28 protein-coding genes are annotated in these 25,343 nt (G+C 55.4%); 6 read left to right on the top strand and 22 right to left on the bottom strand.

The window, feature by feature from the left end; all coding sequences use genetic code 11:
• Positions 1-89: 89 nt before the first annotated feature.
• The 5 genes from Q9451_RS33050 to Q9451_RS33030 form a co-directional block, all read right to left on the bottom strand.
• Positions 90-545, bottom strand: a complete 456-nt coding sequence (locus tag Q9451_RS33050; protein WP_172688576.1) for a hypothetical protein — start codon at positions 543-545, stop codon at positions 90-92.
• 8 nt (positions 546-553) lie between these two features.
• Complete coding sequence (locus tag Q9451_RS33045; protein WP_172688575.1) at positions 554-991, bottom strand: Lar family restriction alleviation protein; 438 nt, start codon at positions 989-991, stop codon at positions 554-556.
• A gap of 31 nt (positions 992-1,022) precedes the next feature.
• Positions 1,023-1,325, bottom strand: a complete 303-nt coding sequence (locus Q9451_RS33040) for a hypothetical protein (protein WP_010792875.1) — start codon at positions 1,323-1,325, stop codon at positions 1,023-1,025.
• Between the two features lie 101 nt (positions 1,326-1,426).
• A complete protein-coding gene (locus Q9451_RS33035) occupies positions 1,427-2,206 on the bottom strand; it encodes a hypothetical protein (protein ID WP_283879777.1) in 780 nt (259 codons plus the stop codon).
• Between the two features lie 116 nt (positions 2,207-2,322).
• Positions 2,323-2,835 carry a hypothetical protein gene (locus Q9451_RS33030; RefSeq protein ID WP_010792877.1) on the bottom strand — a complete coding sequence of 171 codons (513 nt, stop codon included), beginning with the start codon at positions 2,833-2,835 and terminating at the stop codon, positions 2,323-2,325.
• 112 nt (positions 2,836-2,947) lie between these two features.
• Here Q9451_RS33030 and Q9451_RS33025 point away from each other — a divergent pair, with 112 nt between their 5' ends.
• Positions 2,948-3,757: a hypothetical protein gene (locus Q9451_RS33025; RefSeq protein WP_019438440.1), complete on the top strand. Its 810-nt coding sequence runs from the start codon at positions 2,948-2,950 to the stop codon at positions 3,755-3,757.
• Here Q9451_RS33025 and Q9451_RS33020 read toward each other — a convergent pair.
• The gene (locus Q9451_RS33020) at positions 3,727-4,842 is read right to left on the bottom strand and encodes a hypothetical protein (protein ID WP_254500588.1); all 1,116 of its coding nucleotides are present in this window, start codon (positions 4,840-4,842) and stop codon (positions 3,727-3,729) included. The two genes, Q9451_RS33025 and Q9451_RS33020, sit on opposite strands and share 31 nt — an antisense overlap.
• 213 nt (positions 4,843-5,055) lie before the next feature.
• Between Q9451_RS33020 and Q9451_RS33015 the strand changes: the two genes are divergently transcribed.
• Positions 5,056-6,585: a diguanylate cyclase gene (locus tag Q9451_RS33015; protein ID WP_172688572.1), complete on the top strand. Its 1,530-nt coding sequence runs from the start codon at positions 5,056-5,058 to the stop codon at positions 6,583-6,585.
• A gap of 53 nt (positions 6,586-6,638) precedes the next feature.
• Here the strand turns inward: Q9451_RS33015 and Q9451_RS33010 are convergent, their stop codons facing one another.
• Genes Q9451_RS33010 through Q9451_RS32990 form a run of 5 tightly spaced genes read right to left on the bottom strand, consistent with a single transcriptional unit; the run spans position 6,639 to position 10,842 of the window.
• Positions 6,639-7,871, bottom strand: a complete 1,233-nt coding sequence (locus tag Q9451_RS33010) for a hypothetical protein (RefSeq protein WP_172688570.1) — start codon at positions 7,869-7,871, stop codon at positions 6,639-6,641.
• Between the two features lie 12 nt (positions 7,872-7,883).
• Positions 7,884-8,456 (bottom strand): hypothetical protein, encoded by a 573-nt coding sequence (locus Q9451_RS33005; protein WP_172688569.1) that lies wholly within the window; start codon positions 8,454-8,456, stop codon positions 7,884-7,886.
• Positions 8,449-8,766, bottom strand: coding sequence for a hypothetical protein (locus Q9451_RS33000; protein WP_172688568.1), 318 nt, complete (start codon positions 8,764-8,766; stop codon positions 8,449-8,451). The genes Q9451_RS33005 and Q9451_RS33000 overlap by 8 nt, the downstream gene beginning before the upstream one ends.
• Positions 8,759-10,129 (bottom strand): hypothetical protein, encoded by a 1,371-nt coding sequence (locus tag Q9451_RS32995; protein ID WP_189671903.1) that lies wholly within the window; start codon positions 10,127-10,129, stop codon positions 8,759-8,761. Before Q9451_RS32995 ends, Q9451_RS33000 begins: the two co-directional genes overlap by 8 nt.
• On the bottom strand, positions 10,111-10,842 hold the full coding sequence (locus Q9451_RS32990; protein WP_172688566.1) for a hypothetical protein: 732 nt from the start codon (positions 10,840-10,842) through the stop codon (positions 10,111-10,113). Before Q9451_RS32990 ends, Q9451_RS32995 begins: the two co-directional genes overlap by 19 nt.
• Before the next feature lie 448 nt (positions 10,843-11,290).
• Between Q9451_RS32990 and Q9451_RS32985 the strand changes: the two genes are divergently transcribed.
• The gene (locus Q9451_RS32985) at positions 11,291-11,617 is read left to right on the top strand and encodes a hypothetical protein (RefSeq protein ID WP_172688565.1); all 327 of its coding nucleotides are present in this window, start codon (positions 11,291-11,293) and stop codon (positions 11,615-11,617) included.
• Positions 11,618-11,847: 230 nt separating this feature from the next.
• Here Q9451_RS32985 and Q9451_RS32980 read toward each other — a convergent pair whose 3' ends face one another.
• The gene (locus Q9451_RS32980) at positions 11,848-12,138 is read right to left on the bottom strand and encodes a hypothetical protein (protein WP_189761520.1); all 291 of its coding nucleotides are present in this window, start codon (positions 12,136-12,138) and stop codon (positions 11,848-11,850) included.
• A 661-nt stretch (positions 12,139-12,799) separates the two neighbouring features.
• Between Q9451_RS32980 and Q9451_RS32975 the strand changes: the two genes are divergently transcribed.
• Genes Q9451_RS32975 through Q9451_RS32965 form a run of 3 tightly spaced genes read left to right on the top strand, consistent with a single transcriptional unit; the run spans position 12,800 to position 15,464 of the window.
• The gene (locus Q9451_RS32975) at positions 12,800-13,813 is read left to right on the top strand and encodes a hypothetical protein (RefSeq protein ID WP_010794288.1); all 1,014 of its coding nucleotides are present in this window, start codon (positions 12,800-12,802) and stop codon (positions 13,811-13,813) included.
• Positions 13,814-13,828: 15 nt separating this feature from the next.
• Positions 13,829-14,881: a ParM/StbA family protein gene (locus Q9451_RS32970; protein WP_172688563.1), complete on the top strand. Its 1,053-nt coding sequence runs from the start codon at positions 13,829-13,831 to the stop codon at positions 14,879-14,881.
• A 7-nt stretch (positions 14,882-14,888) separates the two neighbouring features.
• Positions 14,889-15,464 carry a hypothetical protein gene (locus Q9451_RS32965; protein WP_172688562.1) on the top strand — a complete coding sequence of 192 codons (576 nt, stop codon included), beginning with the start codon at positions 14,889-14,891 and terminating at the stop codon, positions 15,462-15,464.
• Positions 15,465-15,519: 55 nt separating this feature from the next.
• Here Q9451_RS32965 and Q9451_RS32960 read toward each other — a convergent pair whose 3' ends face one another.
• The 10 genes from Q9451_RS32960 to Q9451_RS32915 form a co-directional block, all read right to left on the bottom strand.
• A complete protein-coding gene (locus Q9451_RS32960) occupies positions 15,520-15,957 on the bottom strand; it encodes a hypothetical protein (protein ID WP_172688561.1) in 438 nt (145 codons plus the stop codon).
• A gap of 57 nt (positions 15,958-16,014) precedes the next feature.
• The gene (locus Q9451_RS32955; RefSeq protein WP_172688560.1) at positions 16,015-16,563 is read right to left on the bottom strand and encodes a hypothetical protein; all 549 of its coding nucleotides are present in this window, start codon (positions 16,561-16,563) and stop codon (positions 16,015-16,017) included.
• The gene (locus tag Q9451_RS32950) at positions 16,560-17,498 is read right to left on the bottom strand and encodes a hypothetical protein (RefSeq protein WP_172688559.1); all 939 of its coding nucleotides are present in this window, start codon (positions 17,496-17,498) and stop codon (positions 16,560-16,562) included. The genes Q9451_RS32955 and Q9451_RS32950 overlap by 4 nt, the downstream gene beginning before the upstream one ends.
• Before the next feature lie 102 nt (positions 17,499-17,600).
• A complete protein-coding gene (locus tag Q9451_RS32945) occupies positions 17,601-19,637 on the bottom strand; it encodes a hypothetical protein (RefSeq protein WP_189671901.1) in 2,037 nt (678 codons plus the stop codon).
• On the bottom strand, positions 19,630-21,036 hold the full coding sequence (locus Q9451_RS32940; protein ID WP_057382871.1) for a hypothetical protein: 1,407 nt from the start codon (positions 21,034-21,036) through the stop codon (positions 19,630-19,632). Before Q9451_RS32940 ends, Q9451_RS32945 begins: the two co-directional genes overlap by 8 nt.
• On the bottom strand, positions 21,033-21,926 hold the full coding sequence (locus tag Q9451_RS32935; protein WP_012805999.1) for a hypothetical protein: 894 nt from the start codon (positions 21,924-21,926) through the stop codon (positions 21,033-21,035). The genes Q9451_RS32940 and Q9451_RS32935 overlap by 4 nt, the downstream gene beginning before the upstream one ends.
• Before the next feature lie 9 nt (positions 21,927-21,935).
• Positions 21,936-22,739 (bottom strand): sel1 repeat family protein, encoded by an 804-nt coding sequence (locus tag Q9451_RS32930; RefSeq protein ID WP_172684664.1) that lies wholly within the window; start codon positions 22,737-22,739, stop codon positions 21,936-21,938.
• Positions 22,711-23,415, bottom strand: a complete 705-nt coding sequence (locus Q9451_RS32925; protein ID WP_057382867.1) for a transglycosylase SLT domain-containing protein — start codon at positions 23,413-23,415, stop codon at positions 22,711-22,713. The genes Q9451_RS32930 and Q9451_RS32925 overlap by 29 nt, the downstream gene beginning before the upstream one ends.
• Positions 23,412-24,071 carry a hypothetical protein gene (locus Q9451_RS32920; protein WP_010794278.1) on the bottom strand — a complete coding sequence of 220 codons (660 nt, stop codon included), beginning with the start codon at positions 24,069-24,071 and terminating at the stop codon, positions 23,412-23,414. The genes Q9451_RS32925 and Q9451_RS32920 overlap by 4 nt, the downstream gene beginning before the upstream one ends.
• The gene (locus Q9451_RS32915) at positions 24,052-25,341 is read right to left on the bottom strand and encodes a hypothetical protein (protein ID WP_172688557.1); all 1,290 of its coding nucleotides are present in this window, start codon (positions 25,339-25,341) and stop codon (positions 24,052-24,054) included. The genes Q9451_RS32920 and Q9451_RS32915 overlap by 20 nt, the downstream gene beginning before the upstream one ends.
• Positions 25,342-25,343: the final 2 nt, after the last annotated feature.

The following is a 25,343-nucleotide window of genomic DNA, read 5'->3' as shown; positions in this document are numbered from 1 at the left end:
ACAGCAAGCCAATCACCTTGTTCTTGAAAGGCCTGCTTTTGCTCTTGAGCCTCGCACTCTCCCAACCCCGCCCTGTGCACCAGCTGTTGTCAGGCTGGCGCTTGGGATGCCAGCTGAGTGCCCGCTACCTGATCGCGATGATGCTCCAACCTCGCCAGCTGCTCGAACTCAGCCAGGGTGACGTGCCCGCCGGCGGCAGCTCTCGCCATCACGCGATGGCCGACCATGCCAGCCAGATCGGTTGAATCCGCCAGTTGGTCGGCGGAGCGCCTGAAAATCGCTTGGGTAAGACGCTGCACCAGGACAACCTTCTGGGCTTCTGGCAGATCCGAAGCCATGAAGTGCTCCATTGCAAGTATGAACTGGCTGCGGGTTTGCACCGCTTCGGGTGGCACGCGAAGATGGGCGCAAAGCTCCCGTATCGCTGCGTCAACCTCAGGCAGACCTAGGATGCGAATACCACAGGTGTCTTGGAAGGGACGGCCCTCAACGATCAGCCGAAGCGTATTGAAATCGCCATCTCCTTTCCCGTCGAAATATTCCATTTGGCCTCCTATGTCGAGCTAACTGTTGATCCCAAAGATGGGGTCCAAGTGTTGGATGGAGACTTAGGGTCTACTTCGAGAGTCAGCAATGACTGCCCAGCCTCTGCGAGTTCAACCTGCGCCTGAGCATGGTCATAGCGGACAACGGCGATCGCGCCGGTAGGGATCATCCTGGCTTTGTTGAAACAGGTGACAGCTACATCGGCATCGGTTAGGAGTGCCTCCACTGCCTCGGTACTGAGGAAGCCGAGCACCTGCAGGTCGCCGGTGGAGTTAGAGCGCGATTCGTCTACCCCATTCCAGGCGGCATAGGCTTCTGCCTCGGAGTCCTTGATTGGGCCGCGCGCTCCACAGCACTGGCACTGGATGAAATGGCCCGCCAGACTCTGATCGGCGAGCAAGTTGATGGTCTTGCAGTACGGGCAACGAGCGTTCTGTTGGCTCATCCGTCGCTCCTTTTGCGAGTTGATTCCGATGTTAGGCGGCAGGTGAAGGTTTCTGGATGGCACTGGCTGCTTGAGCCTTGGCCATCGACAGCTTGATGTGTGGTGCTACGCGCTCAGCCGGCAGATCCATACAGATGACCTCATCGGGAAGGTTCACCAAGTGGTGGATGATGTAACGGCACGGCGTCTTGTGGTTGATCACATCAAAGAGCGATTGCCTGTCCCGGCGCTCTACTCGCTTGAGTAAACGCTTCGCCGTTGCTACGACGGCAGCGTCGGTCCGATGGTAAGTGGCTGCCAACGCGAGGCAGAGAATTACGTCTAATGGGCGCATAGGGTTCCTCACGATAGGAAGGCCGGAGCCCCGGATACTACCGGGGGGCCGGTGTCAGTAAGAGCCAAAGTGGTGGACTGTAATTCACCGCTGGCGCGGGGTTACCCGGTCACGGTGGAGTTACCCACGCTTGCGGTGCTAGCAAAGAACTTCTCGATAGATTCCTTGCACTCGATGTAGAAGGGGCCTTGCCAGTCGCGTACCCACTCAGGTGCGAGCCGAGCGTGGATGAAACCGTCAGACTCGTGAGTGTTGTCCCTGATAGCTAATGCATAGGGCCGGTCCATCGCAAGGACCTCGGGCGTTACGTCAATCTCTGTAGGGCCAGGGTCTATGCCTACTGCGTTTTCGTTCTGCCAGGCCTGGGGATGGAAAGTTGCGTATACCCGGGGCCCATCTTCCGAGGTGTCATCGTTGGCCAGGTATTGTGGGGGCGGAGCAGTTACCGGTGGGAATGAGGGTTGCCTTGCGGGTGGCACAGCCGCGAGCAGGAAAATTACCTCTCGACCTTCAGACGTCCCGTCCCGGCTGTAGCCGGCGCAGATTCCCTCCAGGATCTCCAGTTCGACCGTCTCTGCAAGACGGAGCAACTCCCCGCTGGTGTCGGCGACCAGGGTTTTTGGCACCATGCCCAGATCGCTCAAGGCATCCAGGTACTCTCCTATGCCACCTTCCTGCTCCAGTCGTGGGGATAGGTACTTCAGGTATTCGATCAGCGCTTCTCGTTTGCTGCTGAAGAAGAGCGGCCCCTGGATTGCGTCCATGGCGGGCTCACCCAGTGGATAGTCTGCAAACACCAAGCACCACTGTTCGGGTATCGGATACGTGATGTGGGGCTGTTGCGTCATGATGTACTCCGCGTCTGTGTCGATGGAGTCCATGTTCATGTCTGGCGGAGGGTGCCAGAAGCCGGGCATTGCGAGTATCTGGGCCAGGCGGGTCGCCAATACTGGTCTTCGGTGCCCAACAATCGTATTGGAGGCCCGCCCAGCCCACACTACAGCGTGATCCCCTTCAACTGGTTGTTCAGGACAGCCTCAAGCTGATCGCCGAACCGCGATTGGAGGGCGTGCTCCGTCTTCTCGTTGTACAACGCGAGGATCAGACGGAACGTTCCTTCCTCGTCACCTCGGATGCGGAACAAGGTGTTGGACTTCAAGAGCGGCTTCGCCTTGTTGAACCACTCCACCTCGTCAGCCATTTGCGGTAGAGCCTGCTCCAGGAATTCGTGGGTATCGCTGGCGTCGATCCGAGAAGCAGCCTCGAGGTTGAGCTGATACCCGTGCTCCTTCAACGTCTTTACCATTGCCACTTGCTGGATGGAGTCGATCTCGATCGACAGGGGCTTTTCTTCTCCCGGGTCCTGAACGCTCCCCAACCGCTTCCCCTTGAGGAATACGATGCAGGACCAAGCCAGATTTTCGCCCTCACCATCTTCGTGAGTGTGCAGGTCCTTCAGCCGTATGCGGGCAGCAGAGATGGCTTTGAGGTTGTTGATGGTTGTTTCCATGTGAGATGCCTTTGTGGTTTATGGCATCTACATCCTCAATGGCGTCTCTGCGTGCCAGAATCACCCTCTGTGTAGATCCATCTCCCCCCACAACCTAGGGAACCATGCACCCGTGCTGGAGCAAGAAATCAACTCATGGCCGGCAGTCAGCCGTCACCCGCGAGTCAGTTCTACTGTCTTGGTCATCGGCAGCAGAAATGCGCCGGAGTGTGAGGTCGCAAAGGTCTTCGTGACCTGTACTGAAGTGATCACCCCGCACGAGGCAGGTTTCCGAATCGAGTACACAGCCTCAGGCAGCAGCCATGCCTTGACTGGTAAGGGGAGCCTGGCTGCAGGTGTGAACAGGAGCATGAACACGGTGTCGATCGGAGCCAGCGACGGTTTCAACCGTGGGTTCATCACGGTAACGCCTGATGCCCTCCAAGGGCACCGTTTGGGGACCTATCTCATGTGGCGAGTGGTGCAGTTCCTGCACCAATTTCCAGATGCACAGGTTAACCCCATCAGGTTGAGCGATGCCCAAGCATACGAGTCCAATCACGTGCGCAGAAACCGGTTCTACGAGCAGATCGGTCTCCAGTTCGATTATTACGATGGGAAGCATGAGAACGGTAGATCGCGACCGGTGCGCGCCGGTGACCTCATCCTTGTCGAGACCTGGAAACAGAACATTCAAGAACTGGGAATGGCCGACTATCTCAAGCACCAAGACAGCCACGTACGTGGTCTGTGCCACGAGATCAGCACGCTGGCGAATCGCTGCAGTAGCCTTCAAAACGCTCTTGATGATGCGCGTCGACGTCCCATCCGGTGGGGAGTTGTCACCTTCATCGCTAAGCATCTGCACATCATCGGGCCGGCGGTCCTTGTCATGATGGCGGCTTTGGCCGCCTATAGGGCCCTTAACGGCGATTCCAGCTGAGACGATTGGTTCGACCTGAAAACGTCTCCTAGGCCCCGCGGCGGGCCTTCCTGGGCCATCTCCTCCCTCATTCGCTCGACTTGGGCAAATGCGCTGTGTTCGCCTAGGTGATACGAGTCCCAGCACGGTTCCGCCCGTTCGAGGGCCTGGTCCAGGGCCAAAACGAAGTTCACCAACTCGAAACCATCAAGCAGCTGGTGCCTCGCACCGACCTCATGAAGGTCACCGAGATCAATTACCAAGATTCCCTGCCCACGTTTCGCCCTGAATCTCCAATCCACCGACTGGAGACGCCGGGTAATAGTCGCCTGGTGATAAGACTGAAGGCCCTCCAGAACCGAAGCCAGGGTGCGAATTTGTGCGAATCGCTTTCTCCAAGACTCACGGACGTGGTCGGTATGTTCCTGGTCTCGTCTCGCGATCCTGTCCAGATATTCGGTAACGGTAAGATTCCCAACCTGGACCTGCCAAAGCCATCCTTGTTGCTCCCTGGGGAGGTAGCTGGGGCTGGTAGCAACCAGAATCGGTATCAGGAGGTGGACGCACCTAGCCCGGTTCAGGTGCTCAACAAGGGCGCCCACGTCCACGGATTCAGCCAAGACCCAATCCGGCTCAAGACCTTGCATTTCGTCTTGAATCCGCAAGCACACCCTCTGGGTATCCTCAAGGCATGAAACCAGAAGTTCGGGGCCGAATGCGCCGGCCTCGAAGCTTAGCGGTAGTCGCGCGACCCGATGGGGGAGGGCAAGTGCCTGGGTGAGGGGAGAAGTAAGCTTCCGTCCACCTGAAAACAGACGTTCAAATCTGGAACCGAGGCGGGCCCGCAACCTTTCGTCAAACTCCCCAGCCTCATGTTGGATCTGCTTCACCCAGGGGGCCGCGGCGAAGCACTTATCAAAGGCCTCAAACTGCCGTTTGGTGTAGTTACCCTCACGGCCAGATGGGATCAGAAACCAGCCAGCCTCTAGGGCACGTACTACGTCATTGGTCGCTTCGTCAGAATCCTTCCACATCCCTTTGAGGCGCAGCCGGGCGGTACGAAGGTGCGTCGGGCAGACCAGTGCATCACGGTTGATTGGGTACATGCTGTTGTCTCCTATGTAACCTCCATATTCCAGGGGCGGGCGCTGTGCCAGAACCTGTCTCTGACCTTGAACAGCCATCAGGACGGATTCCGACCTGCGACGCCGGGATGGTGTAGGGATTCGTCTGCAGAGGAAATTCCTTCCCACGTGAATTCGCGGGCAGCGGAAAAGGGGCACCAAAAGGACACTATTAGGGTGAGGAGATCCTCCCCAATGATCAGTTCCGTAAACCACGCTTTGCAAACAACCTGGTGGCTACAGGTGCGGCCGATGCCAAGCCTGCGTCACCGCGATGCGTTTATCCAGCTCCTAGCTTCCGCAACCCACATTCTGAGAGATGTCGATGGCAGCTATGTCATTGGAGTACAAGACGTCCTCACCGCAATCCGTAAGGCGTCCTCGTTGACTGAGGCCGTATTTTCAGAGGTCGATCGCATGATGGAAGAGCTTCAATCCGCAAGCCGGCGAGTGAATGACGCAGCCGCTGACACGTCAGGGCCTGTGGCGCTATTCGTCCCTGGCTTTGGGGTCAGGGCGCAAGAATTAGCCCGTGGCCTCCAAGGTATGGGGGCGAAGGTCATCACGCTCTGCCACCAGATCCCTTTCAACCCCGAAGATGAGGCCGGAATTCGCCGCTCCAGTATGCTCATCGTCGGTGACGGAGTGCTCAACGATCCAGAGGCCATCCCCTTCATCTCCAAGGTCGTGATGACCTCTGAGTCTGAGGCCCTGGTCGTGCTTGTCGTGGAGTCATGCCCCCTGACATTCGAACAACGTCGGACAGCCACGGAGCTCGGCCAAGTTCGTATCCTGGGACTCGATGATGACATCCGCAGCTTGCGCTCCCTATTCCGGAGCCGAAATCGTGACATCGAGATCGAAGGGTATCGAGTGCTGCTTCTAGATGACTCAAGGACCGATGCCTACCTAGCCCGGAAATTCCTCACCGAGGAAGGCCTGATCGTTGAGCACATCCAGCATCCAAGCCAAGTGCTGGAAGCTCTATCCCGGTTCCGCCCTGATGTTTTGGTGACTGACTTCCACATGCCGGAGGCGAACGGGGACATCGTTGCCTCGATCATCAGGCAGGACAGGGACGCCACCATCCCTATTATATTCCTGAGCCGGGAGTCCAACGCTGAGAAGCAACTGCTCGCCTTGTCCCGAGGGGCGGACGGCTTCGTCCAGAAACCTCTGAAGCGAGGAGCCTTCATCAAGGCATTGAAGTCGATAATCAGCAGGTCCAAGGGATTGGAGTCCAGGATGAGAAGAGACCCCCTGACGAACCTCCTGAATCACGGACAATTTATGGCGTCCGCCGCGACTGTTCTTGTCGAAGGGCCGCCAAGTTCGTTGGTTCTTATCGACATCGATCATTTCAAGTCGGTCAACGATACCTTTGGCCATCCAGTGGGGGATAGGGTGCTGGTTGGCCTGGCCGAGGTGCTCACTGATTCGCTGCGGACGGATGACTATGTCGGGCGGCTTGGGGGAGAGGAGTTCGGCATTGTCATGGTAGGTGCCAATCCAAGCCAGGCGAAGATGGTTGTGGATCGGCTGCGGTCCATCTTTACCGCGATTCAGTTCCAGTCCGAAGATGGGGCCTCGTTCAGTTGCTCGTTCAGTGCCGGTGTTGCGATTCTGAATGTAAGCGTCAAGGAAGCGCACCGTGCCGCGGATGAAGCGCTCTACAGTGCGAAACGGAGTGGGCGAGATCGTGTTGAGATTGCCCTGCTTGGGTAACTGATCCGCAAAATGAAAGCCCCGCGGTCTGCGGGGCTTTTGGTTTCCAGTCTTCAGGCCTGGAGTGTGGTGTTGCGCGGCTGAAACTCCCGCACATTGTCCGGCCGGGTGCTTGGCGGTTGTTCATCCAGGGACGATGTTTGGGAGTGATCATCCTCTTCCACAGGTTCGGCTTCATGGACGAGCCCGAGCAGCGCGCGCTCCATCATCTCGTCGGTATCGAACTCCGCTATGGGGAAATCAAGCGGCATCTCGACCTTCTCAAGCAGGTGTTTGATGTCTCCATGGGTGAGGCAAGGCTGAATACGCATCAGGCGTACGAGTTGGATAATGGCCTCTTTGTTCATCTCAACGGCAGCCATGCAACGCGACCATACGTTCTTGCGGATCATCGCCAGGCGTGAAGCCTTCAGCGTTGCTTCGGCATCATTTGCTGGCCTGTAGAACGCATGGCGGCCGTCGCCCAACATCAAGAACTTCGAAGCAAGGTCGTCGAACGACTGCAGGTCATCGAAGGCTGCTTCGCTTGCGGTGCCGCGGATGACCTGTTCTGCTGCGCTACCAATCAGAAGCATGTGCATGCGCCAATTGATGAATTGGCCAGTAGCAATCAGGTTCATGTCCGAGAAGATCTTGGCGGTACGGGCATTGAGATCGAGGTCTGCGTAGAAACTGCCATCGATCAGGCAATTGCTGCCTTTGTAAGCGATGATCCGTGCGGCTTGGTGTATGGTCAAGCGTGTTGTATCAGCCATTGTCACCTGAAAGGCCGGCCGTTGGGCTGGCGTCTGCGCGAACGTTTCAGGGAGAGCAAGTGCTTTAGACATCCCGGAAATCGGGTCCGTGGTTTCTGGCTTGGTCTCTTTCTTGGAGGACGTAGCCCAATAGGCGCCTCCCAGCAGAGCAGCAACCAGGAGGGCAGAGATGCTGAAACCCAGGTTGTCTGTCACCGCTCTGTAAATGCCAGCTGCGCCTACGTAGGTTGCCAGGCCTGCGGATGCTGTTGCCCAAACGAAGTGAAGGCCGCGAGCGAAACCATCGCTCATCGACTTCCCCAGCTTCCCGGGATCGGCTTTAACAATCGCCGACACCAGGAAAGCGAAAGCAATCACGATGGAGAGGACGATGGCAGCCGTCGTTGCCGTCTCTACGAGATCACTCGGTCTGTCCTTGTAAGTGAACACGGCCAGTACATATAGACCAACTACCAGGCACGACAAAAAGAACGGAGGTACCCAGCCCGGCAGTAGCCGGGTTGCCTCCTTTAAATTGCTGAGACTGCTCATCATCCCTCCTTTCTATGCCTGGGCTTCAGCGGCTGCTTTCGGTGCCGGAGTAGCGTCCTTCACCGCTGGCGCAGTAGGTTTTTGAGGCTTGGAAGCCGCGCCCGCTGGCTGTTGAGGTTTGCTATTGGTTTTTTGGCCGGCATTCTGCGGTTGCTGACCCTGAGGTTTGGCGCTGCTGGTTTGCTTCTGCTGACCGGTTTGAGTTGCCTTGGCGGTGCCCTGGGCTTGAGCCTGTTGCTCTCCGCCCTTTTTCGCTTTCTGCAGAACAGGTTTAGGGGCTTGCTTCGATCGGCCAGGCTGTTGCGCGGATCGAGCGGACTGCCCGCCGCCGTTCCGGTTGAGGTTCAGGTCTTTGTTCACCTCGCGCATTTCAGCATCGAATGCGTTCAAGGCGCGCTCGAATCGGTCTGCAGCTTCATTTGCTCGGCGGCGAGTCTCAGGTGAGCCGGCCATTTTCATCTGGAGGATCGTGGTATCAACGCGGGAGGCTTGGATTGCCATGCCCACCAGGGTTGCAGATCGTTCGCCAGTGATCCGAACCTCTTTGGTCGGGTGTAGAGCTTCATTGCTGCGTTCATCAGCCATTGTTGTCACCTTGGTTGCTTGGGCCAAAAGACCGGAGCCAGGTCCAGTGCGCAGTGCGCTGGACGCAGGAGTTGAAGAATTCCTCAAGGTCGCGTGAGTGCTTGAGATATGAAGCGGTGTCGTCAGGCACCAAAGCGCCCCACACATCAACCCAGAAGAGATGGGCAGCTTTGTGGGGCAGGTAGCAGACCTCGACGTGTCGATACTCAGGGGTGCGGAGATAGATCTTGCCGATGTAAAGAGCCAGCGTGACCGAGAGGATCAACGTGAGGATTTGACGAACAGGGCTGCTTGCTTTTCCTTCAGCCATTGACGGTTTCCTGTGTGAGCGTGATGCGGAAGCCTGTGCGCTTGAGGACCAAGGCAAGAGCCTCGTCGAGATCAAAGCCACCATCGACCAGTGAGGAGAGGAGGCGCACCGAGGCGACGTCCTTAGGTTCACTGACTCCTAAGGTTTGGCTCCAGTCCTTCCAGTGCTTTGTTGAAACTGGGGTAAGCATGGGAACGATCGCGTGGATCTTTCGAATGCCGGAAATGTTCGGGGGAGACTCCGATGCATAGGTGTGGCACATGCGAGCCAGGAACTCGCCTGCGTTCATCCTGGACGCAATGAGCTTCTCGAACTCGGCGGTGCGTCCAGCTTTTCGGAGTGCATCAGGGTCATCCATGCCTTGGCCCAGCGGGACGATGGCCGTGACGATGCCTGCAGGTTCGCAGTTTCTGATCGAGACGATTCCGCCTTCATACCCCGCGATGTCGCCGTCCACCATATGTGCCACCTCGGTGACACCTTCACCTGCGAGGAAGGCCGCCTGCCCAGCATTGATGGAAGCCTGCCCAATAGCGGTACCCCAGAACCCCATGAACTGGATCGACCAGCCATCGAAAGTACCCTCAACAGCAATTAGGGGGCCGGGCTTTCTCATGCTGAATAGATACGGGGTGTCCTTCTTGAGCGAGTCGGCGAACATATACTTCTTGTTCCATCGATCGCCTTTACCGAAAGGCAGGCGTCCCCATAGCCGAACGTCCCCATCAGGATGCGGCCAGTAACCGATGACACGATTGTTCATCGTCCGCCGGTACTTCGAAGGGTTGTTCTCCTCGACCAAGATGTATCCTTTGGCGATGGCTACTTCCCGGGAGATACCGCGTTCCTCGAGTAAAGCCAGAACCTCTTCGGGGGACGAATAGACGCCAAGTCGCATCGTCGCCATCTGCTCATTGTTGTAACCACGATCCGTCTGCAGCTGCTGAAGAAGGTCCGGGTACTTGCGGGCCAGGATTTGGGTCGCTTGGATAATGGCGCGCCCTGGGGAGAGGGGGGCAGGGGAGCCATTGATACGACCTTCAGGATTTTTGTTCGAAGGGGGGGCAACTCGGGCAAGCTCGCATAGGCGCTCTACGATCTCCTTCCTCGAGTAGCCCGATTTCTCCATAACGTCCCACAGCGACGTCGATTCGCCACAGTTCTTCTTACGCGGACAATGGATCAAGTGGGTTCCAGGATGATGGAAGGCCTCATGCATTCCGCAGGCCGGGCATAGCATCCGGTATGTCCCTGAGGTCTGAAGCTTCGTCGGCTTCAGGTGGTCGAGCAAGCCTGCCGAGACTGCATCTATTTCGGGATACACCTTTTCATGGAGGAATTCGGTTATTGACTGGCGCTGCATTCGGCTGCTCCTGTCGAAACCGCTCGAATGAATTCCTTCGAGGCGCCGGCCTCACTGGCAATCTCAGCCAGCTTCCGCTTCAGGCCGCGACGTACCTTCCATGTCTGCTTTCTTGAGATCTTCAGTATCTCAGCAATCGCGCCGGACTCCTGATTCTCAATAACAGCCAGCCTCAGGATGTGGTGCTCACGGGCAGAAAGAAGGTGGCGGATCTGTTCGATGTATTGGTGGCAGGTTTGGCCGGTCTCGTCCGGTAGAAGGACCCCATCAGCCAGGAACTGAGGTGCGTATTCCAACGCCTCAGAAAACTGTGCAGACGCGAGCATGTAATCGGACTGAAGCGAATGTGAGCGAGGACCAAGTTCGGTTACCAGGTCACCCATATTGATAGCCGAGCTGCCAGGAACTTCAGCAAGCACATCCCCGCGTCCGTCCCAACGAATGTAGTTGAGAGCCGCGCCGATGATATGGGCAGCACGTTGATGAGGCTCGACATCTTGATAAAGCTCGATCGCGGAAGCGACGGCCTTGTAGAGCCCGATCTGAAGGATGGACAGGATCTCGTCGTCCGTCAGGCTGACACGCAGCTTTGAACGAACCTCAGCGATCCACTGTGGTCTTGACTCGGGATGGCAGACGACTTCCCACGGATTGAGCTGCGCGAACTCCTCGCGTGACAATCCCGTCAGCCAATTATTGCGCTGTGAGCGCATGGCCCCTCCTCCGGCAAGAACAGCCGGTCCTAAGCGTCGCGGTGTCGGAAGCCGACACCGCAACAATCTCCAATCGGCTGATTGCCAATTGGCCCCCCCCTCAAACAGTGAGTGCAGCTTTTTCAGCTGTCACTGCACCAACTCCATTGGCCATCCGCAGATTGTCCGCTGGTAGTTCGCGGCGATTTTATGGGGCAAGAAAAGGACAGGCAACCCAAAAAAGGTGGCTGAAATCCCGCGAAATAGGCGGGTCCGAGGCGGATTTGGTGACATCCGCGCCTAGTTTGTGTGGGCTGGGTCAAAGCCTTGGTATGGCGCAACGCCAGTATCTATCAGGGTTTTGGCGCCTGGAAAGCGTCAGTGCGTGACACGTTGGTTTTATCTGGTTGCTGGAAATTGCACCGATCGTCGTTAAGGTCGGGAATGTGTAAATGGGAGTACAAAACTGATGATCGGTGTACACAGCGATGCAATGAAGGCTGTAGCGGGGCATCACGCCTTCGGCGCGCAGAGAGTGAGGGGTTGGTTGGTGGAAAGCGTGGAAGGTGTCCCGTCAATAATCGCTCTGGTCTATCAGGACAATGGCGACGTGTGCGCAGAGGTGGTCTGGATGGACCACACCCATGCAGCAGATCTCGACCTCATTGTTGCCTATCTGAATGAAAGAGCTGGCGGGGGAGAGCACCTAGTTGGTGCCCTTCGCAACATTTACTGCGGTGCGCGGCCAATTGATGCTGGTACGAAACTGGGCTTTAACGGCAGCACTAAGCACTGAGTGAGCCCTTGGTCTGCTTCCTATCGAGGGGAGCTTGGGCGCTACCCTGATGACAGCGCCAAGTCGATAAGAACGTCCCCCTTAACAGGCTGACCAGCAGGGCAGGCAGCAATCCTTCTGCGCCGGTTAACCGAACAAGCCATCGTGCCTGTGATCGCCATGGCATCAAGACCTCGGCCATCATCAATGGGCTACACGAAGTAGCCCACTGCGTGCGCCCGTAAGCGGCATCAGGCCTTCCCTTGCAGTACGACGGCAATCCCGAGGTCGTAACACAGATCAGTGACCACCGCGGCGGCGGGAGTCAGCACCCGCTGAAATGGGAGGACCACCGCGGCTGGTTTAACCCTCTGGATCTCATTGAGGACCTCGATCAACTGCTCTGTCCTGGTTCCAGATGCGGGCCGGTACTCCCTTAAGTGGACGTCTTTCAATAGCGCCATGGTTGTCACGTCACCGCCAAGTCCAATCCCGTCAACAACGCACGTGATGTACAGGGCAATGGCTTTCTGCGTATCCAAGCCAGCTCGGTAGTTATCGAGTGTGCTTCGGTACCAATAGGGCCTGCCACTGCCTGACACCTCGTCTGGAGGGAGAACGGTGTTGCGCAGTTTCCGCATGGTGGGCCGAGAAATGTGGAGGTGGTTAGCAGCCTGGACGGTGGAGAGTCGTTCCATATTGGGGAAATTGGGCAAGTGCCTTGAAGAAGCAAAATCCTAAGAAATCCGTACTATTATATTAGACGGGGTTTTAACCAAAAACAGGGGAACGCAGTCTGGCCGCGTCCTGCCGTTTCGATGGTGAATTGCTTGCCTAATTTACCCAAAAAACCTACTGAAGAGGTCATTTTGCGAAAATCTGGCTCTCGAAGGGGTTCGTGTTGGGCCATAAGTGTCGTAATGGGGCGGGATAAGGGATTTAAGGGCCGGTGTTTGCCTAGAGATGCCTAGAAAGGACGGCTAAGGGCATTTATGGGTGATTTTCAGACTCATTGCGGCAACGGAGTTTAGATCGGATTCCGGGCGTGAAAGGGCGTGAAATGGGCCTTACGGGGCGATATGGGGGAGTTCTAGGACGGGAAAAGGATGGTTGCGCCGGTTAAGGCCGATTAGAGGCGAATAAGGGGAGAAGAAAATGCCCAGAATTTCCGAAAATTACAGAAAACATTCAGTAGGGTGACTTTTGAAGAAGGAAATCCGTGATGCCCTGGCTAAAGGGTATGTTGATGAGTACGAGCACTCGGTAAGGCGCCGGTCAGAGACATTTCTGGCGCTCCTCAATTCCCTGCGTACCGCAGCCCGGTCTGCTACCGAAAAGCTCATGCAGCTTGAAATCGCTCTTTCACGTTTTCCAATTGAGCAAGACGGGAGAACCATCTCCACATTCTGGAAATGGAGAGCCTCCCGAAAATCGTCTGGCTCTCTCCGGCTCTACCTTAAGTGCAACGAGCGGATTGAGGGGCGGCTGCAGAGCTACCGAAAGGCTATCCTTCCTGATGCCGAGCCTGACGTAATCGATCTGCTAACTTCGCTCCTGGGGAAACGGCTTACCACTGAATTTCTCAACGACCTGGGTGACCTTCTCCACTTTTCAGAACGTGTGAGTCGATGGGCGCATACGTTGGGAATGCCTCTAGACATCGACGTCGTTCGCTTTGGCTCGGTGATCAGCGCTTGGGTTGGTGCGATTGAACGGCTGGGGGGCAGCGCTCCAATGAAGCTTGAAACCTTGATTGGCCGTTTCGAGTTGGTCGACTCAGAACTTCAGGAGGCCTTAATCGAGTTCAACCAGGCCAGGCAGCCTGTACGATATAGGTCGATCATCTGCCGCCAGGATGTCGATCAAAGTGATCCGCTGGGCCCATCGCAGCCGATCTTCAGGGTGGTCAGAATTTTTAATCGGGTCACTGGGGCCCGGAAAACTGAGCCGATCGAAGAGTTCAAGCGGAGCATGCTCCGCGCGGAGATGAAAGCGAGCTTGGCTAAAGAGTTGGGTCGAAACCCGACACCTGGTGAGGTAGCTGAAGCAATAGGGCGTCAGAAGAGGAGGCCGCCAACGCAGTGGATCACGAGTGATGTCATCTCTCACTGCTACCTGGGTAAGCATTCAGGCAGCATCCTTAGGCAACAAAAAACTATCGCAGCGTCTATGGATGAATGGCTCGCACTACGCGGCCTTTTTCAAGCGTTGCTTTGACCATGAGGGGATTTAATGTCTATGAAGCTTGAGCAATTGGTTGCCATAGATCTGGGCAACGGCTCGACGAGCTACAAGGCCGGTAACGGTGCCAGCGGGGAATATCCATCCTTGGTTGCACCCTATGCCGGCAGCAGTCTTGGTGGAGCCCTCAGTCGGGAAGTCTTCACCACGAAGAACGGTCGTCGCTACCTGGTGGGTGATGATTGCAGGGAAGAGGGTGCGCGCTCTCGTAGCACAGACTCGAGCTTCTACAAATCCGACGAGATTCGAGTGCTCTTTCTGAAGGTGCTGAAGGATGCGAATATCAAGAACCCGGTCATCGCTACAGGATTGCCAACCGAATTCTTCGCCACCCACGCGGCTGAGTTCGAGGCCGATCTGAAAAAGTGGGCACGAGAAGACGGCTACCATCCAGAGCTGGTCAAGATCCTTCCCCAGTTCGCTGGCCCATGGTTCGATCCAGAGCTCGAGGACGAAGAGGGTAACCCGCTTGATCCCAACGAAATGGTCAAAGGTAAGTACGGCATCATCGATATCGGCTACGGCACGATCGACGGTGGGCAGTTCAATAATGGTCGTGTCAGTGATATCCGATACGGTGAATCCAGTGGCGTCTCTGACATCCACAAAGCGATCTACACCTCTCTGAGTAACCCTGAGCAGTTGAACGAGCTCATCACGAAGAAGGGAGCGAAGCTTCCGAAAAACTTCGCATTAGACAACCAGATCAACGAGTACACGATGGATGTCTGGCTGAGGGAAGGCCACTTCATCTGGCGTGGAACCAAGATCGATATGGAACCGATCAGCTTTCCCGCGCGCCAGGCTTTCACCGATCAGACCATTCCTCGCTTCATCAAGCAGTTGTGGGGCTCAACTGATTTCCTGAAAGGGATGGTAGCCGCCGGCGGTGGAACTACCGTTCTTGGCCGCCCTCTCTTGAAGCGCCACATCACCTGCCCGATCTACAGCGCAAAAGACCCTGACAAGTCGATTGTCCGCGGGTACTACCGCTTCATGGTCAGTCAGTTTTTCAAAGAGCATGCTTTGATCCGCCAGGGGTAACGCACAGATGAGCAAAGTCGTGATCCGAGCGGAGCTCATCCCTGGCCACCACGATGCGTTGATCGAAGCCCTGGGCCAACATGGGCCCAGAGCCGGAAATCAGATGGTGTTCAGCATTTCAGCTGCCTGCCAGAAACAGTGGCCTGTCACGTTGAGTGACTTCACCCCGCCGGCGCATTCTGACGAGCGCGCAGTCGAGGTGAAGATGACTCTGAGAGAGGATTACTACCCCGAACTCTTCCGCCTCTACAAAGGCTTGGGGCATGGCAATCGACAAACTGTCTTCCTCAACATGCTCAACCGCCACGTGTCGTTGAGCTTTGGTGCTCCAGAAGCGGTGATGCAGGCAATGACAGATTATGCTCTTGCCAGATCGTGCCCCGAATCTACACGGACGGTGCTGAGTCAAGATGCTGCCGCTGGGGTGGCTGAGCCGTCCGGGAATCCCAGGCCTGACGAGCCAGTAGGGCATGCGAACTCAGTCGCCAGCGCGATCTCGGCTGCTCCACAAGACGTGACGCCTGAACCTCCGACTCCTTTATTCGTGCCTGACCCCATGGCATCAGTGGACATAGGCCTCTGAGAAGGGCAATAAAAAAGGCTATCTGGAGCTTCCGATAGCCTTTTTTGATCTGAAATTACCCGGGCAGGTGAACCCAGAAAAGGCCGTCAGCTCGAGCAGAGAGCTTGATCTTCGGACGCTCTTTTGCAAACCAGCGAAGGGCGTACTTAAAGAAGCCAGCGTTGTCCGCGGAGATCGGGGGATTCGTGCCGGCGATCGAGGTGATGGCAACGTCGACGAGCAGGGTGTCCCTATCACGAAGGTGAACCTCGTATGTGACAGTCTCACGCGGTCGAGCGACGGCCGTAGAGCCAACCAGGTCCATGAAGTCCTGCAGGCGTAGAGCTTCGAAATACGCACCCTGGCCCAAAGTGTTGGCCAGGCGTTTAACAAACGCATTCTTGGTCGTAGGCCATTCCGAGAGCATTTCGTTCACAGAAAATGCATCGTCTTGCTGAAGGTAGCTGGTGTCCGTATCGAAATCGAAGTCGTTGTTCATCTGAATGCTGCGCATTGGATTCACCAAAAAAATTCAGGTGTTGGGCTGGTGGCACACGTTCGGACCTGTAACCTAAGCAGAACGAACCAGTGCTTTCCGGTACACCTTCATGTTTGAAAACCAGCCATCTGCGACCTTCACGACCTCCCCAACGCAAATCTCGCCGGCGCGGGCCTGATGAAGATTCTCGTTGTAGTTACCTCTCACAGGGATTGGGTGGATACCGTGGATCGCAAGAGTCTCTCTTACCGCCTTGGCCGACTCTTCATCCAACCCAGGCAGCATGTCGATAGCCTGAATTATCGATTCATCAGACTCATCCGTTTCTACCTGAGGTGCGAACGGCATGAGGATCTGTTCAACCGAATTTCGTGGGTACGCAAGGCCGACCTCAGGCAACAGAGGAGCAACCTTCGTGACACGGGACATTACCGTTTCAGGCGTGATCGACCAGGGGCGTGGGGCAATCACTTCAGCCGCCGGAGTCACCAACTCAATGGCGTAGGGGATCAGCGTAAGTGGAGAACCTACGGCCGCGCGGCGAATCAGGTTCCCAGCCATGTCAAGGACATAGCAGGGAACCGACTCTTCGTTGATTTGAAAGTGAAGCGATCCAATCATCCCGAAATGTCCTCAAGGATCTTGGCGATATCCTGGATCGCTTTGTCTTCCATGCTGGTGCCAAAGTAGGCATGGTTGGGGAAGGTGGTGTACTGGGCTGGGCGAGCCCCGGTCAATGAGACTGTCCTCGGGTCCACGTCCATTTCCTCCACTACAGCGCGAAGAATGGTATGTGGGGTTGCGGCGTTACCGGTTTGTGGAAGCCAAGCACGTACGACTTCATTGTCGGGGTTGACCAGAAAGACCATCGTTGGCCACCAGTCGTAGAACGCCGACGATTCGTCTGCACCAAATCCCTGTGCCAGCATCGTACGTTGATTCATCTGGCCCCACTCGTTGTCAGGGAAGTAGCTGTAAGGAGCGAGCCACTCTTTGAACGATACCTTACCGCGCTCTTTCAGCCGTAGGGCCGGCGAGTAGTAGTAGTGGTCGACACACTCCCGGAATCCAGTACCACATTCGTCTCCGAAGAATGTCATCCCAACGCCATGGTCACGTTGAGCTGTTCGTACAGTGGACATAGGCATCTGGCCATAAGACAGGTAATTGATGGACACCGGAAGCCCTGCATTTTTTAGGAGCAGCTTCAGATCCCACATAGCCCGTCCTTCACGGCGAGCTCGTACATGGCTTTGCTCGGCTTGGCCGGCATTATTGAGCTGTGCCTTTGCATCGGAGTAGGTGTTGGAAGCAACCCAAACTGTCCACCCTTCCGATTCCCAGTCCTTGGTACGTTTGGCACGGAATTCATAGCCATACGTAGCCTTTTTGTTTGGACTGTTCACTATCTCGTAGACGATTGAGTTAGGCATTTTCCAGTCTGGGTGCCCATCCACCTGGCCTGTGGAGGCAACCCCGGCCGCATTGTTCTCGACTTCCCCATTCCCGCATGCGCTTACCAGAAGGCATGCCAGCAACATCATTTTTCCCTTCATCGTTCATTCTCCATCTTCGGATGGCGATCGTTATACCGCCCGGTGTTCGGATTTCAAGCAAAAAAAAGGGCCCAATATGGGCCCTGAGCAGGATTAGGTCTATCAGATGAGATCATCCAGGCTCGATCGTTGGCCTTTGGAAGACTGAGAAGCCTGCGGAGTTGGAATTTTCACTCCCAAACGTACGTTGGCACCCGATGAACCTGGGCCAGCGCCATTTTGGCCACCTCCACCCGGCCCCCCGGCGAATCCACCCGCAACCTGGGCTGCCATTTGTACTTTCTGCTGCGCTGGTCCACCCCCGCCCCCACCGCCCCCACCACCAGGTGATGGATTACCTCCAGAAGGGGCACCTGCAGCACTGGCGCCGCCACTGGCGAGAGCCCCAGCCGCACCTGCCATTCCGGTAGCGGCCCCCGCAAGTCGAATGGCTGCTCCTACTACGGCCATACCGGTTGCCGCCAATCCGGTAGTGGCTCCGGCAGGGTTGAAGCCTCCAAGACTCTTAACATCGTCCCAGAGCAAAAGTTTAGCGAAGATGATTTCAATTACGGTCAGCGCCACAAAGATAATGTACTGACCAGTTCCGGCCGATATTAACAGAGTGGAATTTTGAGCATAGTTGCCCATGTTGTAGCCTTGCATGGTCTCAGCATTAACTGCAAGCATTGTGGAGGCCATCGTTAAGCAAAGATCATTCACAAATGCAACAATAAAACAAAAAGCAATAATCTTAACAGAGGTGAAAATTACTCTCGTCGACCAGAATATGCCGAAAACTGCAAAGATGGGGAATGTAATTCCCATTAGTGCGGCGAGCATGGCAGCGCCGTTTATCATCATAGGAATTTTTACAGTAAGCATCCATTCGCGGAAGGTTTTGCCTATGTCCATGAACTTTGTTGTTCCGCTTTCGAACAGCATGGTCATAGGGTCGCGGACGTCGGAATCTTGGTAGTACATACCACCATAGGTGAGTAGCTCCGACTGTCCCTTTTTCCGCTGGGCGGCTTCATTTCGTATGTGATTGAGCATTATTGCCGCCGCATCATCACCATCCCGCCTGAATGAGTTTTCCTGATAAGCAGGAGCATGTTTTTGCACGGCAGAGTTAAAGTTTCTCTGAGCCATATCGATCATCAAGAACATGTCTTTGCAGGTCTTGGGATAGAAATTCTGCTTTCCGCCAGTAGTTGGTGCTTCCTTGAAGCCAGAGTTCAAGTATTTTTTGTACTTCGAGTCGTTAGCATCAAGAGACAATGCTTGGTCAGCAACTTCCCCAGCTTTTTCAGGAAAGAGCTTCTGGACCCAATAAGCTTCGGTTGGGATCTCGAAGCCTTGGGGCGGGTTCGTGCCGTCATAAGGATTGCTATCACCCTCGATCTTGTCGAGCATAGCCATACCCTTCTTTGTACCTTCTACTACTGCATTGCCACCATCACGCTTCAGCCAGGTGGAGTTGGTAGGGTTATCATAATTGGCCTCGCCATTGCCCGTGATTTTGTCCAGAAAGCCTCTGCTGTCTTCGAACTCAATCTCGTTTGCACCGATTCCGGTAGACCCGAAGAATCCAACATATCGTCCTGCACTTAACGCTTCGGGGGACTTCCCATTAGCAGCGATGAATGCAGGCTCGCACTTATTTAAATAATCCGAATAAAGTGGATACACAGGGCTGTCAGCAAAACGTTTTAGTGTGTTTTGGTTAGTTACGTGGTAGGCCCTGCTGAATGCATCTTCCGTAATCTTTCCTTCATTGACCTTGTCAAGTGCAGACTTAAAGATTGCGTAGATGTTACCGACTATAGTCAGCGACCATCCCCCCCCTCGCGCCATTTGAACAGAGCTACCTGTGCCGGGGAATGTGAATGTAGAGACTGAAAGAAGCAAAAACATTAGGCAGGTGCCCGTGAGGCCGGTGAAAACCGACCTCAGTTTATCCTCAGGGCTCCTCATCATAAGGATGGAGGTCCAGGCAAGACCTAGACCCCCGATAATAACTCCGGCGGAGTTAACCAGAAGAGTGTGGTAGTCCTGCCAAAGACCAAGGTAGTAACCGACCAAGTCAGCAAAGTTAGAATCTACGAGCTTGAGGAAGTCGTAGTCCTTTACGGAGTTATCGACATCAACATCAGCCATTTATTACCGCCTTAGCTGTTTGCTCGATTAGTTTGTTTCGCTCCATGTCATGCTTAATCTTGTTTTGGAGCATTTCATATTCTTTGCGAAGCGAGGACAGTGCATTTGAATACCGAGCCTGATCATTGGAGCTTATTGCTTGGTCATCAACTTGGTTCGCCAGCCCGGTCATTACCCCCACTTCAAGCTTAGAAATTACCTCGTCTAGCTCTTTCATCATGGCCAGCGTGGCGAGATTTTGTTGGGCTTTGGCAAACAGTGCGGGATTTGTAGTGCCCAGTTTGCGCATGAATTTAAATTCAGTTTCGGTGATGACGATCCCGCCGCGATTCACCAACTCCTTATAAGCGTCACTTTGTTCGAAGGTTGCTGGGTCTGCTTGATATACGTTCGCGTAGAGGCTTTGATACTCCTGAGTCAGCTTCTTCGATTCATCTTCGAGCGAAATGGTCCGAGGAGTGACCGTATGCGCGTCCTCTTCGGTGCTGTAATTTGGCAGCAGGCCCGAATATTTCTTGATGTCTTCACAGCCGAGCTCAGATGCAGCCAGCACAAGGGAGGTTTTGCCATCCTCTGGCTTGGCACCGCAATTCTTCGTGGGCAGCGGAGGAGAGCCCGCACCAGAGCCTGTGCCATTTCCAGCGCTCCCGCCACTTGATCCCGACGCCCCCCCATTTGAAGAACCTCCCCCTTTGACACCAACCAGGCCACCAGTCATCCCCGACACGCCATTCATCAAGGATGAGGCTCGGCTGCTAATCGTGTTTTTGGTGTCTTTCATGCGGGTAATGAGACTGCTGGTGATTCCGTCTCCAGACATGCATTTCGCAGATTTGTAACCTTCTTCGACAGTACAGTCGGCTTCAGCCATCACCTGCATGTTTTCTTCGTATGCCTTGTCGGCTCGCTGGCGTACACCACTGCAGGTGAGGTTCGAAAGATCAAGGCCAAACTGGCCTACCCCGTTCAACTCATCGATCACCGATTTCACGGTTGGCTGGCTGTAAGCTAGGTACATGATTGCGAGCGCCGGCGCGTTCTGGATGAACTGCTCGACCATGTCGCCGTACTGACCAATCTGGCCGTCAAGCACTGTCCCCAAATTCAGACCATCACAACCTACTCCGACTTGGGTAGCTCCGTACGCCCCTACGATGAATTGTTGCTTATCTTGAAATGGAGTAAAGGTGTCAAAGCTTCCGCTTCCGCCTCGCCCGGCCTTGTTTACGGCACTTCCAGAGAGTTTGGCGCCGAACAGACCGGTTACATCGTCCATCCGCCGGGACCAGGGAGAATCTGAACCATCGGTGTTCGCCGATTCATCGGCGGCATTAGCGGTGGTGAAAGCTGCGGCCAGGGAAAGACCGAGAAAGAAGGTGGTGAGTTTGTTGAGTTTCATTTGGAGTCCTTCTTCGCAACGGTGTTATTTTTCACGTAGGTCATAGCCATCAGCCGGCCCTCCAGCTGGTTCATGGTTCTGTTGCCAACCAAAGTTTCTCTTCGGCTCACTTTCATGTTGTCGATCCAGGTGATGGGCCAGGCTGTGATGCCCATCTTCGTGACGTTGTCTCTTTCAGCCTGGCTGAGCATCCGCCCGGTCAAGCCACGCGCGGTCACTTTCTCTGCGAAGACCTTTGCATCGCGATCGAGTTGGAAGACTCGCACCTTCAGCTTCGGATATTTCTGAACCAGCCTGCCGAGAGTGGCTAACTGACGGTCGCAGACAGGGCAAGTGGATTCAGTGAATACCGAAATGCTCAACGAGTCAGTGTCGATGGGCTTCTTCGCTGCAGACTCTTCCATGGCCGCGTCAAGCCCCTTGATGTGTTGGAGGTCGCCGCGTTGCCACATCGCCATCTGGTAGAGATTCGCTGCTTGCTTGTACTGGCCCCAAGTCTGGTCCATGTAACTGACCAGCTCGTTGGCAGCTTCGGGGGACTGCTCGAGCTGTAGGCGAATGACTGCACTTGGAGTTCCCGGTTGAAAGTTGAATTCGAGCCCTTTGTTGTTGGTAATTCGCAAAGGCGCGTTCGGGTTTTTCTTCGCGTTTCTATTGAGTTCTGTGCAGTTTTTCATCCACTGCATGTTTTGGCAGTCGAGGATGTTCGGGAGTTTGTCGAGCTCTTCATTCTCACGATCCCGAGCCGTCCGATTCACCTTATCCAGCGCCGAAGACAAGGCATCCGCCAGGACATCCTGGCCGTTGGGCACATTGGACATGACAGTGCCTGCGTTGGAAATCAGTGCGCCGGCGACGAAGGCGAGCCCGATTTTGAGCTTGTGGTTCATAGGGTGACCTCAGTTCAGGAACGATGTGAGATCGGCAACCAATGAGGCAGGGTTGTTGACCACCCTGGGTTGTCCGTTCTTGGGAATGAGGACCAGTGCCGGCGTGCTTCGCACACCGTACTGGCTGGCAATCCGCCCACCCATGTCAGGGGTGAAACCCAACATTGGCAGTTGGCCGGATTGCTGATTAAAAACTCGCTTGGGGTCCCATGTGGCCTGATCGATTACTACGTAGAACTGGGCGTCTACTCGATCACCAAAACGGGCCCGGACTTCGTCGATCGTAGAGCGAATCTTTTCGACCGCATCCGAGTTGTCGGACACGAACGACATGATCGTCACTTCTGCAGCGGCTTCACGTAGCGGGTCTATGAAACGGCCAACCTGTTGCCTCATGCGTTCTGCTTGCCGTTTAGCTCCTTCCAGATCTGCCGGTACCGGGAGGCCGCTTTTCCCGGCAATCGAGGGGAGGGTGCCTGGCGTGGCTGCAGCTAAGGATTTCTGTACCTGCAGGAGCATTGCCTCACTGCCCTTATGGCCACGCTTGGCAGCTGCCTCGAAGAAGGTCTTTGCCCTCTGCAAATGATCCGGGGTATTTGTTGCCCGCATCATCATCATCCCGAGGTGGTACATCGCCGTTACGTTGCCTGCTTTGGCTTCGGGGAAAAGAAGGTCCCAGGCCTTCTGATTTTCCCCTTTGAGCATGAGTACCAGGCCTTCGCCGACGCGCTGATCCTCTGAAGGACCTTTCTCCGCTGCGTTCAGTGAGGTACTGATCAGCAGGCTACTTAGCAGCAATAGAAATACCCGCACGGGCTCTCTCCTCGTGATAGATCGGCATGAACTCTTTCATGTAAATGTCGCGGTACTTTTTGGTCTTGGAGTGGTAGTAGCCGACCGCCTGAAGATCTGATCCGTACCGCTTTTTCAGGTCCGTGAGATGGCGGGCTGCGTAGTCAAGATTGAAAGCAGGATCGAGCCACTGCTGGACAGAGGCCTTGCCCTTGCCGTGAAAGCGGTAGTTGATTTGCGCGATTCCGAGATCGGTATTGAGTAGCCAGACTTTGCGCACGCGCAGCTGCCCATCGAGGACTTCTTTCGCGTCATCCATTCGTTGAAGGAGAGCGGGGAAGCCCTGGGCCTGTCTGCTGCGCTGATAGCTATTGGCGAAACTCATTGCAGCTCGTTCAGATGGGAAGAACCGCCGTATTGCTTTGGAGTTTTTGTCCGGGATGATCTTTACAAGCCAGGGTGCGGAGGTGAGCGCCCACAGGGCATTGACGGCCTGGTCTTTGGTTTGGAACCAAAAACCTTCGCCGTCTACGTTGAATACCCACGGCTGTTTTCTGGATTCCTTCTGCACCATTGCCCGGAACACGAGTCGATCATTTCCGTATCTGGCTGCCGTAGCGTCGATGAGGTAGTCATAGTCCTGAGCCGAGACAGTGGCCGAGGTGATCATCAGGAGTGCAATCAAAATCCATCTCATCGGGACGAATCCTCGATCGTTGTGAAATGGTTCTTGCGCAACCACTGCAAAGCGCGTGAACGATCACGTGCGCAGGCATCAAGACGTCGAAAAGCTTCCGGGTGAGGGTCTGTAGAGGAGGTACCAAGGAACTTGTGAACCATCTCGTGATGGATGATGTACCGGATGACGAAAATCGGTGCTCCATTGCCGGCCGATCTTGAGAGGATCGGATGAACCAGAAGCGACTCCTCGCCGCTGACCATTTCGATGCTGCCCGGGGCGACGTAGATCGTGTCGTCGCAAACTCTGTTCACCGATTTGGCCACATCCGGCCAGGTTGGATCTTTCAGCAGGGTGAGCACTCGTACGTACAGCAGTGCTGCGTCTCTTGGGCCGTTAGGTGAAAACTGCTCCAGGAGTCTTTTGGCTTGTTGAAGATCTTTTTTGTGGTAGGCCTCAACACCCGCCTGCAAATCCTTCAGCTCCTGTGGAGAGAGATGATTGATCTCAGTCTTAGGCTCTGGGGACTCGCAGGCGCTGGGGATGCCCCAGCGCGGGCGAATGTTGATGGAATTTCCGAAGTAGCTGCGATTCACCTCGTCGGCCAGGCGCTCCAGATTGAGTTGCTCATCCGGTGAGACCTGACGGAGGACGTTAGATCGCGCTACAGCCATTTGGTGAACTCCAGAACTTGTGGGCCACTTGACCGTTTTTGTCTTGCAGGTCCAAGCGATCGCCCACGATTGAAACGCGGTACCCATCAAGGAAATCGCCTTGGCCAACCATGTCCTCTGCTCCCGCGTGCACGATGAAGGCGTGTGCAACACAGGTGCTGCAGTTCCTGGCCGCCTCTGCTACTGCTTTCACACAAATCCGCGGACGAGCCTTGCTTATCGCGACTGGCGACGACTTCGCCACTGGGGTTCTTGTCGGCGCTTTGGTGATGCGTTGCTGAACAGCCGGTTTGGTTTGCTTGGCCTTTTCAGCTTTGAGTTGGGCTTCCATCTTGCTGAGCTTCTGCTCGAGGGCTGAGATCTTTTCAGCCTGAGCGGCAATGTCAGCGTTAGCCTTTGTCAAAGCCTCATTGCTTTTCGGCGCTTCCTTTACGGGAGCACTATCCGGGTTGACGCTGGGGGTTCCAGCGAAAACGGGGGGCTGCTTTTCCGCGCCAATCGAAGAGGTAATTGCGGCCCCAGATTGGCTTGCTATTGGTGCTTGAGCACCGAAAGGATTTGCCGGCGAATCCTCATGCGGCGAGAAAGGCTCCGCGGCAGGAGCAAGAGCAGGAGCAGGAGCAGGAGCAGGAGCAGGGACACCCAGGTCAGGGGATGCGGTGGTGTGGGGTGCCGCCTCGCTCAATGGCTGGTCCAGCCCACCGAATGCTGGAGGAGCCGAACTGATTTCATTTGGTTTTTGGAATGGCTCTGGTTCCGAACTGAGACTGCTCGAAGTTTGACCGGGACCATCAATAGGCAGAGACAGATCATCCTGGGCGCCAGGTTCTGCTTGGGTGTGATCGGCGGGTTCTGTGCCAAAGGCCATTCCTTCCTCGCTGGAGGTAGGGGCCTCCTGGGCTGCTTCATTCTCAGAAGGCGTTTGGCTTGTACTGGAACCCTCCATCTGACCTTTGGCGAAGAGGACAAGCCCCACGACCAGGATCGCTGCAATCAGCTTTTGCCCCATCGTGAGTTGGGAAAGCTTGTTGGTCTTCTTGGGTTTCTGATCATCATTTTCCGCAATGATCGGTTCCAAGGGCTCCAGTTCGTCGCCGTGTGCGTCGGCTTGAGGCGACTCTTTCGCGGCCGCCGAACCAAGGTCAATGGTGGGCTCTGTGCTTTGGCTGGCGCTGTCCTGTCCTGGCTTTTTACGTGCGAGGTTGCCAACCCCCGAGCTGATCTTATTGACGAGGTCCTTCAGGGAAGGTTTTTCTTCGTTGTTGCTCATGG

The sequence above is a fragment of the Pseudomonas sp. NY8896 genome, assembly GCF_039634505.1.
This window is presented reverse-complemented; position numbering and strand designations above follow the sequence as displayed.

Bases quoted from the DNA above. Each gene is read 5' to 3' on its own strand.
- Q9451_RS33000 (WP_172688568.1), bottom strand. From the start codon at position 8,766: ATGGCTGAAGGAAAAGCAAGCAGCCCTGTTCGTCAAATCCTCACGTTG.
- Q9451_RS32925 (WP_057382867.1), bottom strand. From the start codon at position 23,415: ATGAGATGGATTTTGATTGCACTCCTGATGATCACCTCGGCCACTGTC.
- Q9451_RS32950 (WP_172688559.1), bottom strand. From the start codon at position 17,498: ATGAAGGGAAAAATGATGTTGCTGGCATGCCTTCTGGTAAGCGCATGC.
- Q9451_RS32935 (WP_012805999.1), bottom strand. From the start codon at position 21,926: ATGAACCACAAGCTCAAAATCGGGCTCGCCTTCGTCGCCGGCGCACTG.
- Q9451_RS32970 (WP_172688563.1), top strand. From the start codon at position 13,829: ATGTCTATGAAGCTTGAGCAATTGGTTGCCATAGATCTGGGCAACGGC.
- Q9451_RS32940 (WP_057382871.1), bottom strand. From the start codon at position 21,036: ATGAAACTCAACAAACTCACCACCTTCTTTCTCGGTCTTTCCCTGGCC.
- Q9451_RS32945 (WP_189671901.1), bottom strand. From the start codon at position 19,637: ATGGCTGATGTTGATGTCGATAACTCCGTAAAGGACTACGACTTCCTC.
- Q9451_RS33005 (WP_172688569.1), bottom strand. From the start codon at position 8,456: ATGGCTGATGAACGCAGCAATGAAGCTCTACACCCGACCAAAGAGGTT.
- Q9451_RS33040 (WP_010792875.1), bottom strand. From the start codon at position 1,325: ATGCGCCCATTAGACGTAATTCTCTGCCTCGCGTTGGCAGCCACTTAC.
- Q9451_RS32960 (WP_172688561.1), bottom strand. From the start codon at position 15,957: ATGCGCAGCATTCAGATGAACAACGACTTCGATTTCGATACGGACACC.
- Q9451_RS32920 (WP_010794278.1), bottom strand. From the start codon at position 24,071: ATGGCTGTAGCGCGATCTAACGTCCTCCGTCAGGTCTCACCGGATGAG.
- Q9451_RS32985 (WP_172688565.1), top strand. From the start codon at position 11,291: ATGATCGGTGTACACAGCGATGCAATGAAGGCTGTAGCGGGGCATCAC.
- Q9451_RS32995 (WP_189671903.1), bottom strand. From the start codon at position 10,129: ATGCAGCGCCAGTCAATAACCGAATTCCTCCATGAAAAGGTGTATCCC.
- Q9451_RS33050 (WP_172688576.1), bottom strand. From the start codon at position 545: ATGGAATATTTCGACGGGAAAGGAGATGGCGATTTCAATACGCTTCGG.
- Q9451_RS33035 (WP_283879777.1), bottom strand. From the start codon at position 2,206: ATGGACTCCATCGACACAGACGCGGAGTACATCATGACGCAACAGCCC.
- Q9451_RS33015 (WP_172688572.1), top strand. From the start codon at position 5,056: ATGATCAGTTCCGTAAACCACGCTTTGCAAACAACCTGGTGGCTACAG.
- Q9451_RS33010 (WP_172688570.1), bottom strand. From the start codon at position 7,871: ATGAGCAGTCTCAGCAATTTAAAGGAGGCAACCCGGCTACTGCCGGGC.
- Q9451_RS32990 (WP_172688566.1), bottom strand. From the start codon at position 10,842: ATGCGCTCACAGCGCAATAATTGGCTGACGGGATTGTCACGCGAGGAG.
- Q9451_RS33030 (WP_010792877.1), bottom strand. From the start codon at position 2,835: ATGGAAACAACCATCAACAACCTCAAAGCCATCTCTGCTGCCCGCATA.
- Q9451_RS32915 (WP_172688557.1), bottom strand. From the start codon at position 25,341: ATGAGCAACAACGAAGAAAAACCTTCCCTGAAGGACCTCGTCAATAAG.
- Q9451_RS33020 (WP_254500588.1), bottom strand. From the start codon at position 4,842: ATGTACCCAATCAACCGTGATGCACTGGTCTGCCCGACGCACCTTCGT.
- Q9451_RS33045 (WP_172688575.1), bottom strand. From the start codon at position 991: ATGAGCCAACAGAACGCTCGTTGCCCGTACTGCAAGACCATCAACTTG.
- Q9451_RS32955 (WP_172688560.1), bottom strand. From the start codon at position 16,563: ATGATTGGATCGCTTCACTTTCAAATCAACGAAGAGTCGGTTCCCTGC.
- Q9451_RS32965 (WP_172688562.1), top strand. From the start codon at position 14,889: ATGAGCAAAGTCGTGATCCGAGCGGAGCTCATCCCTGGCCACCACGAT.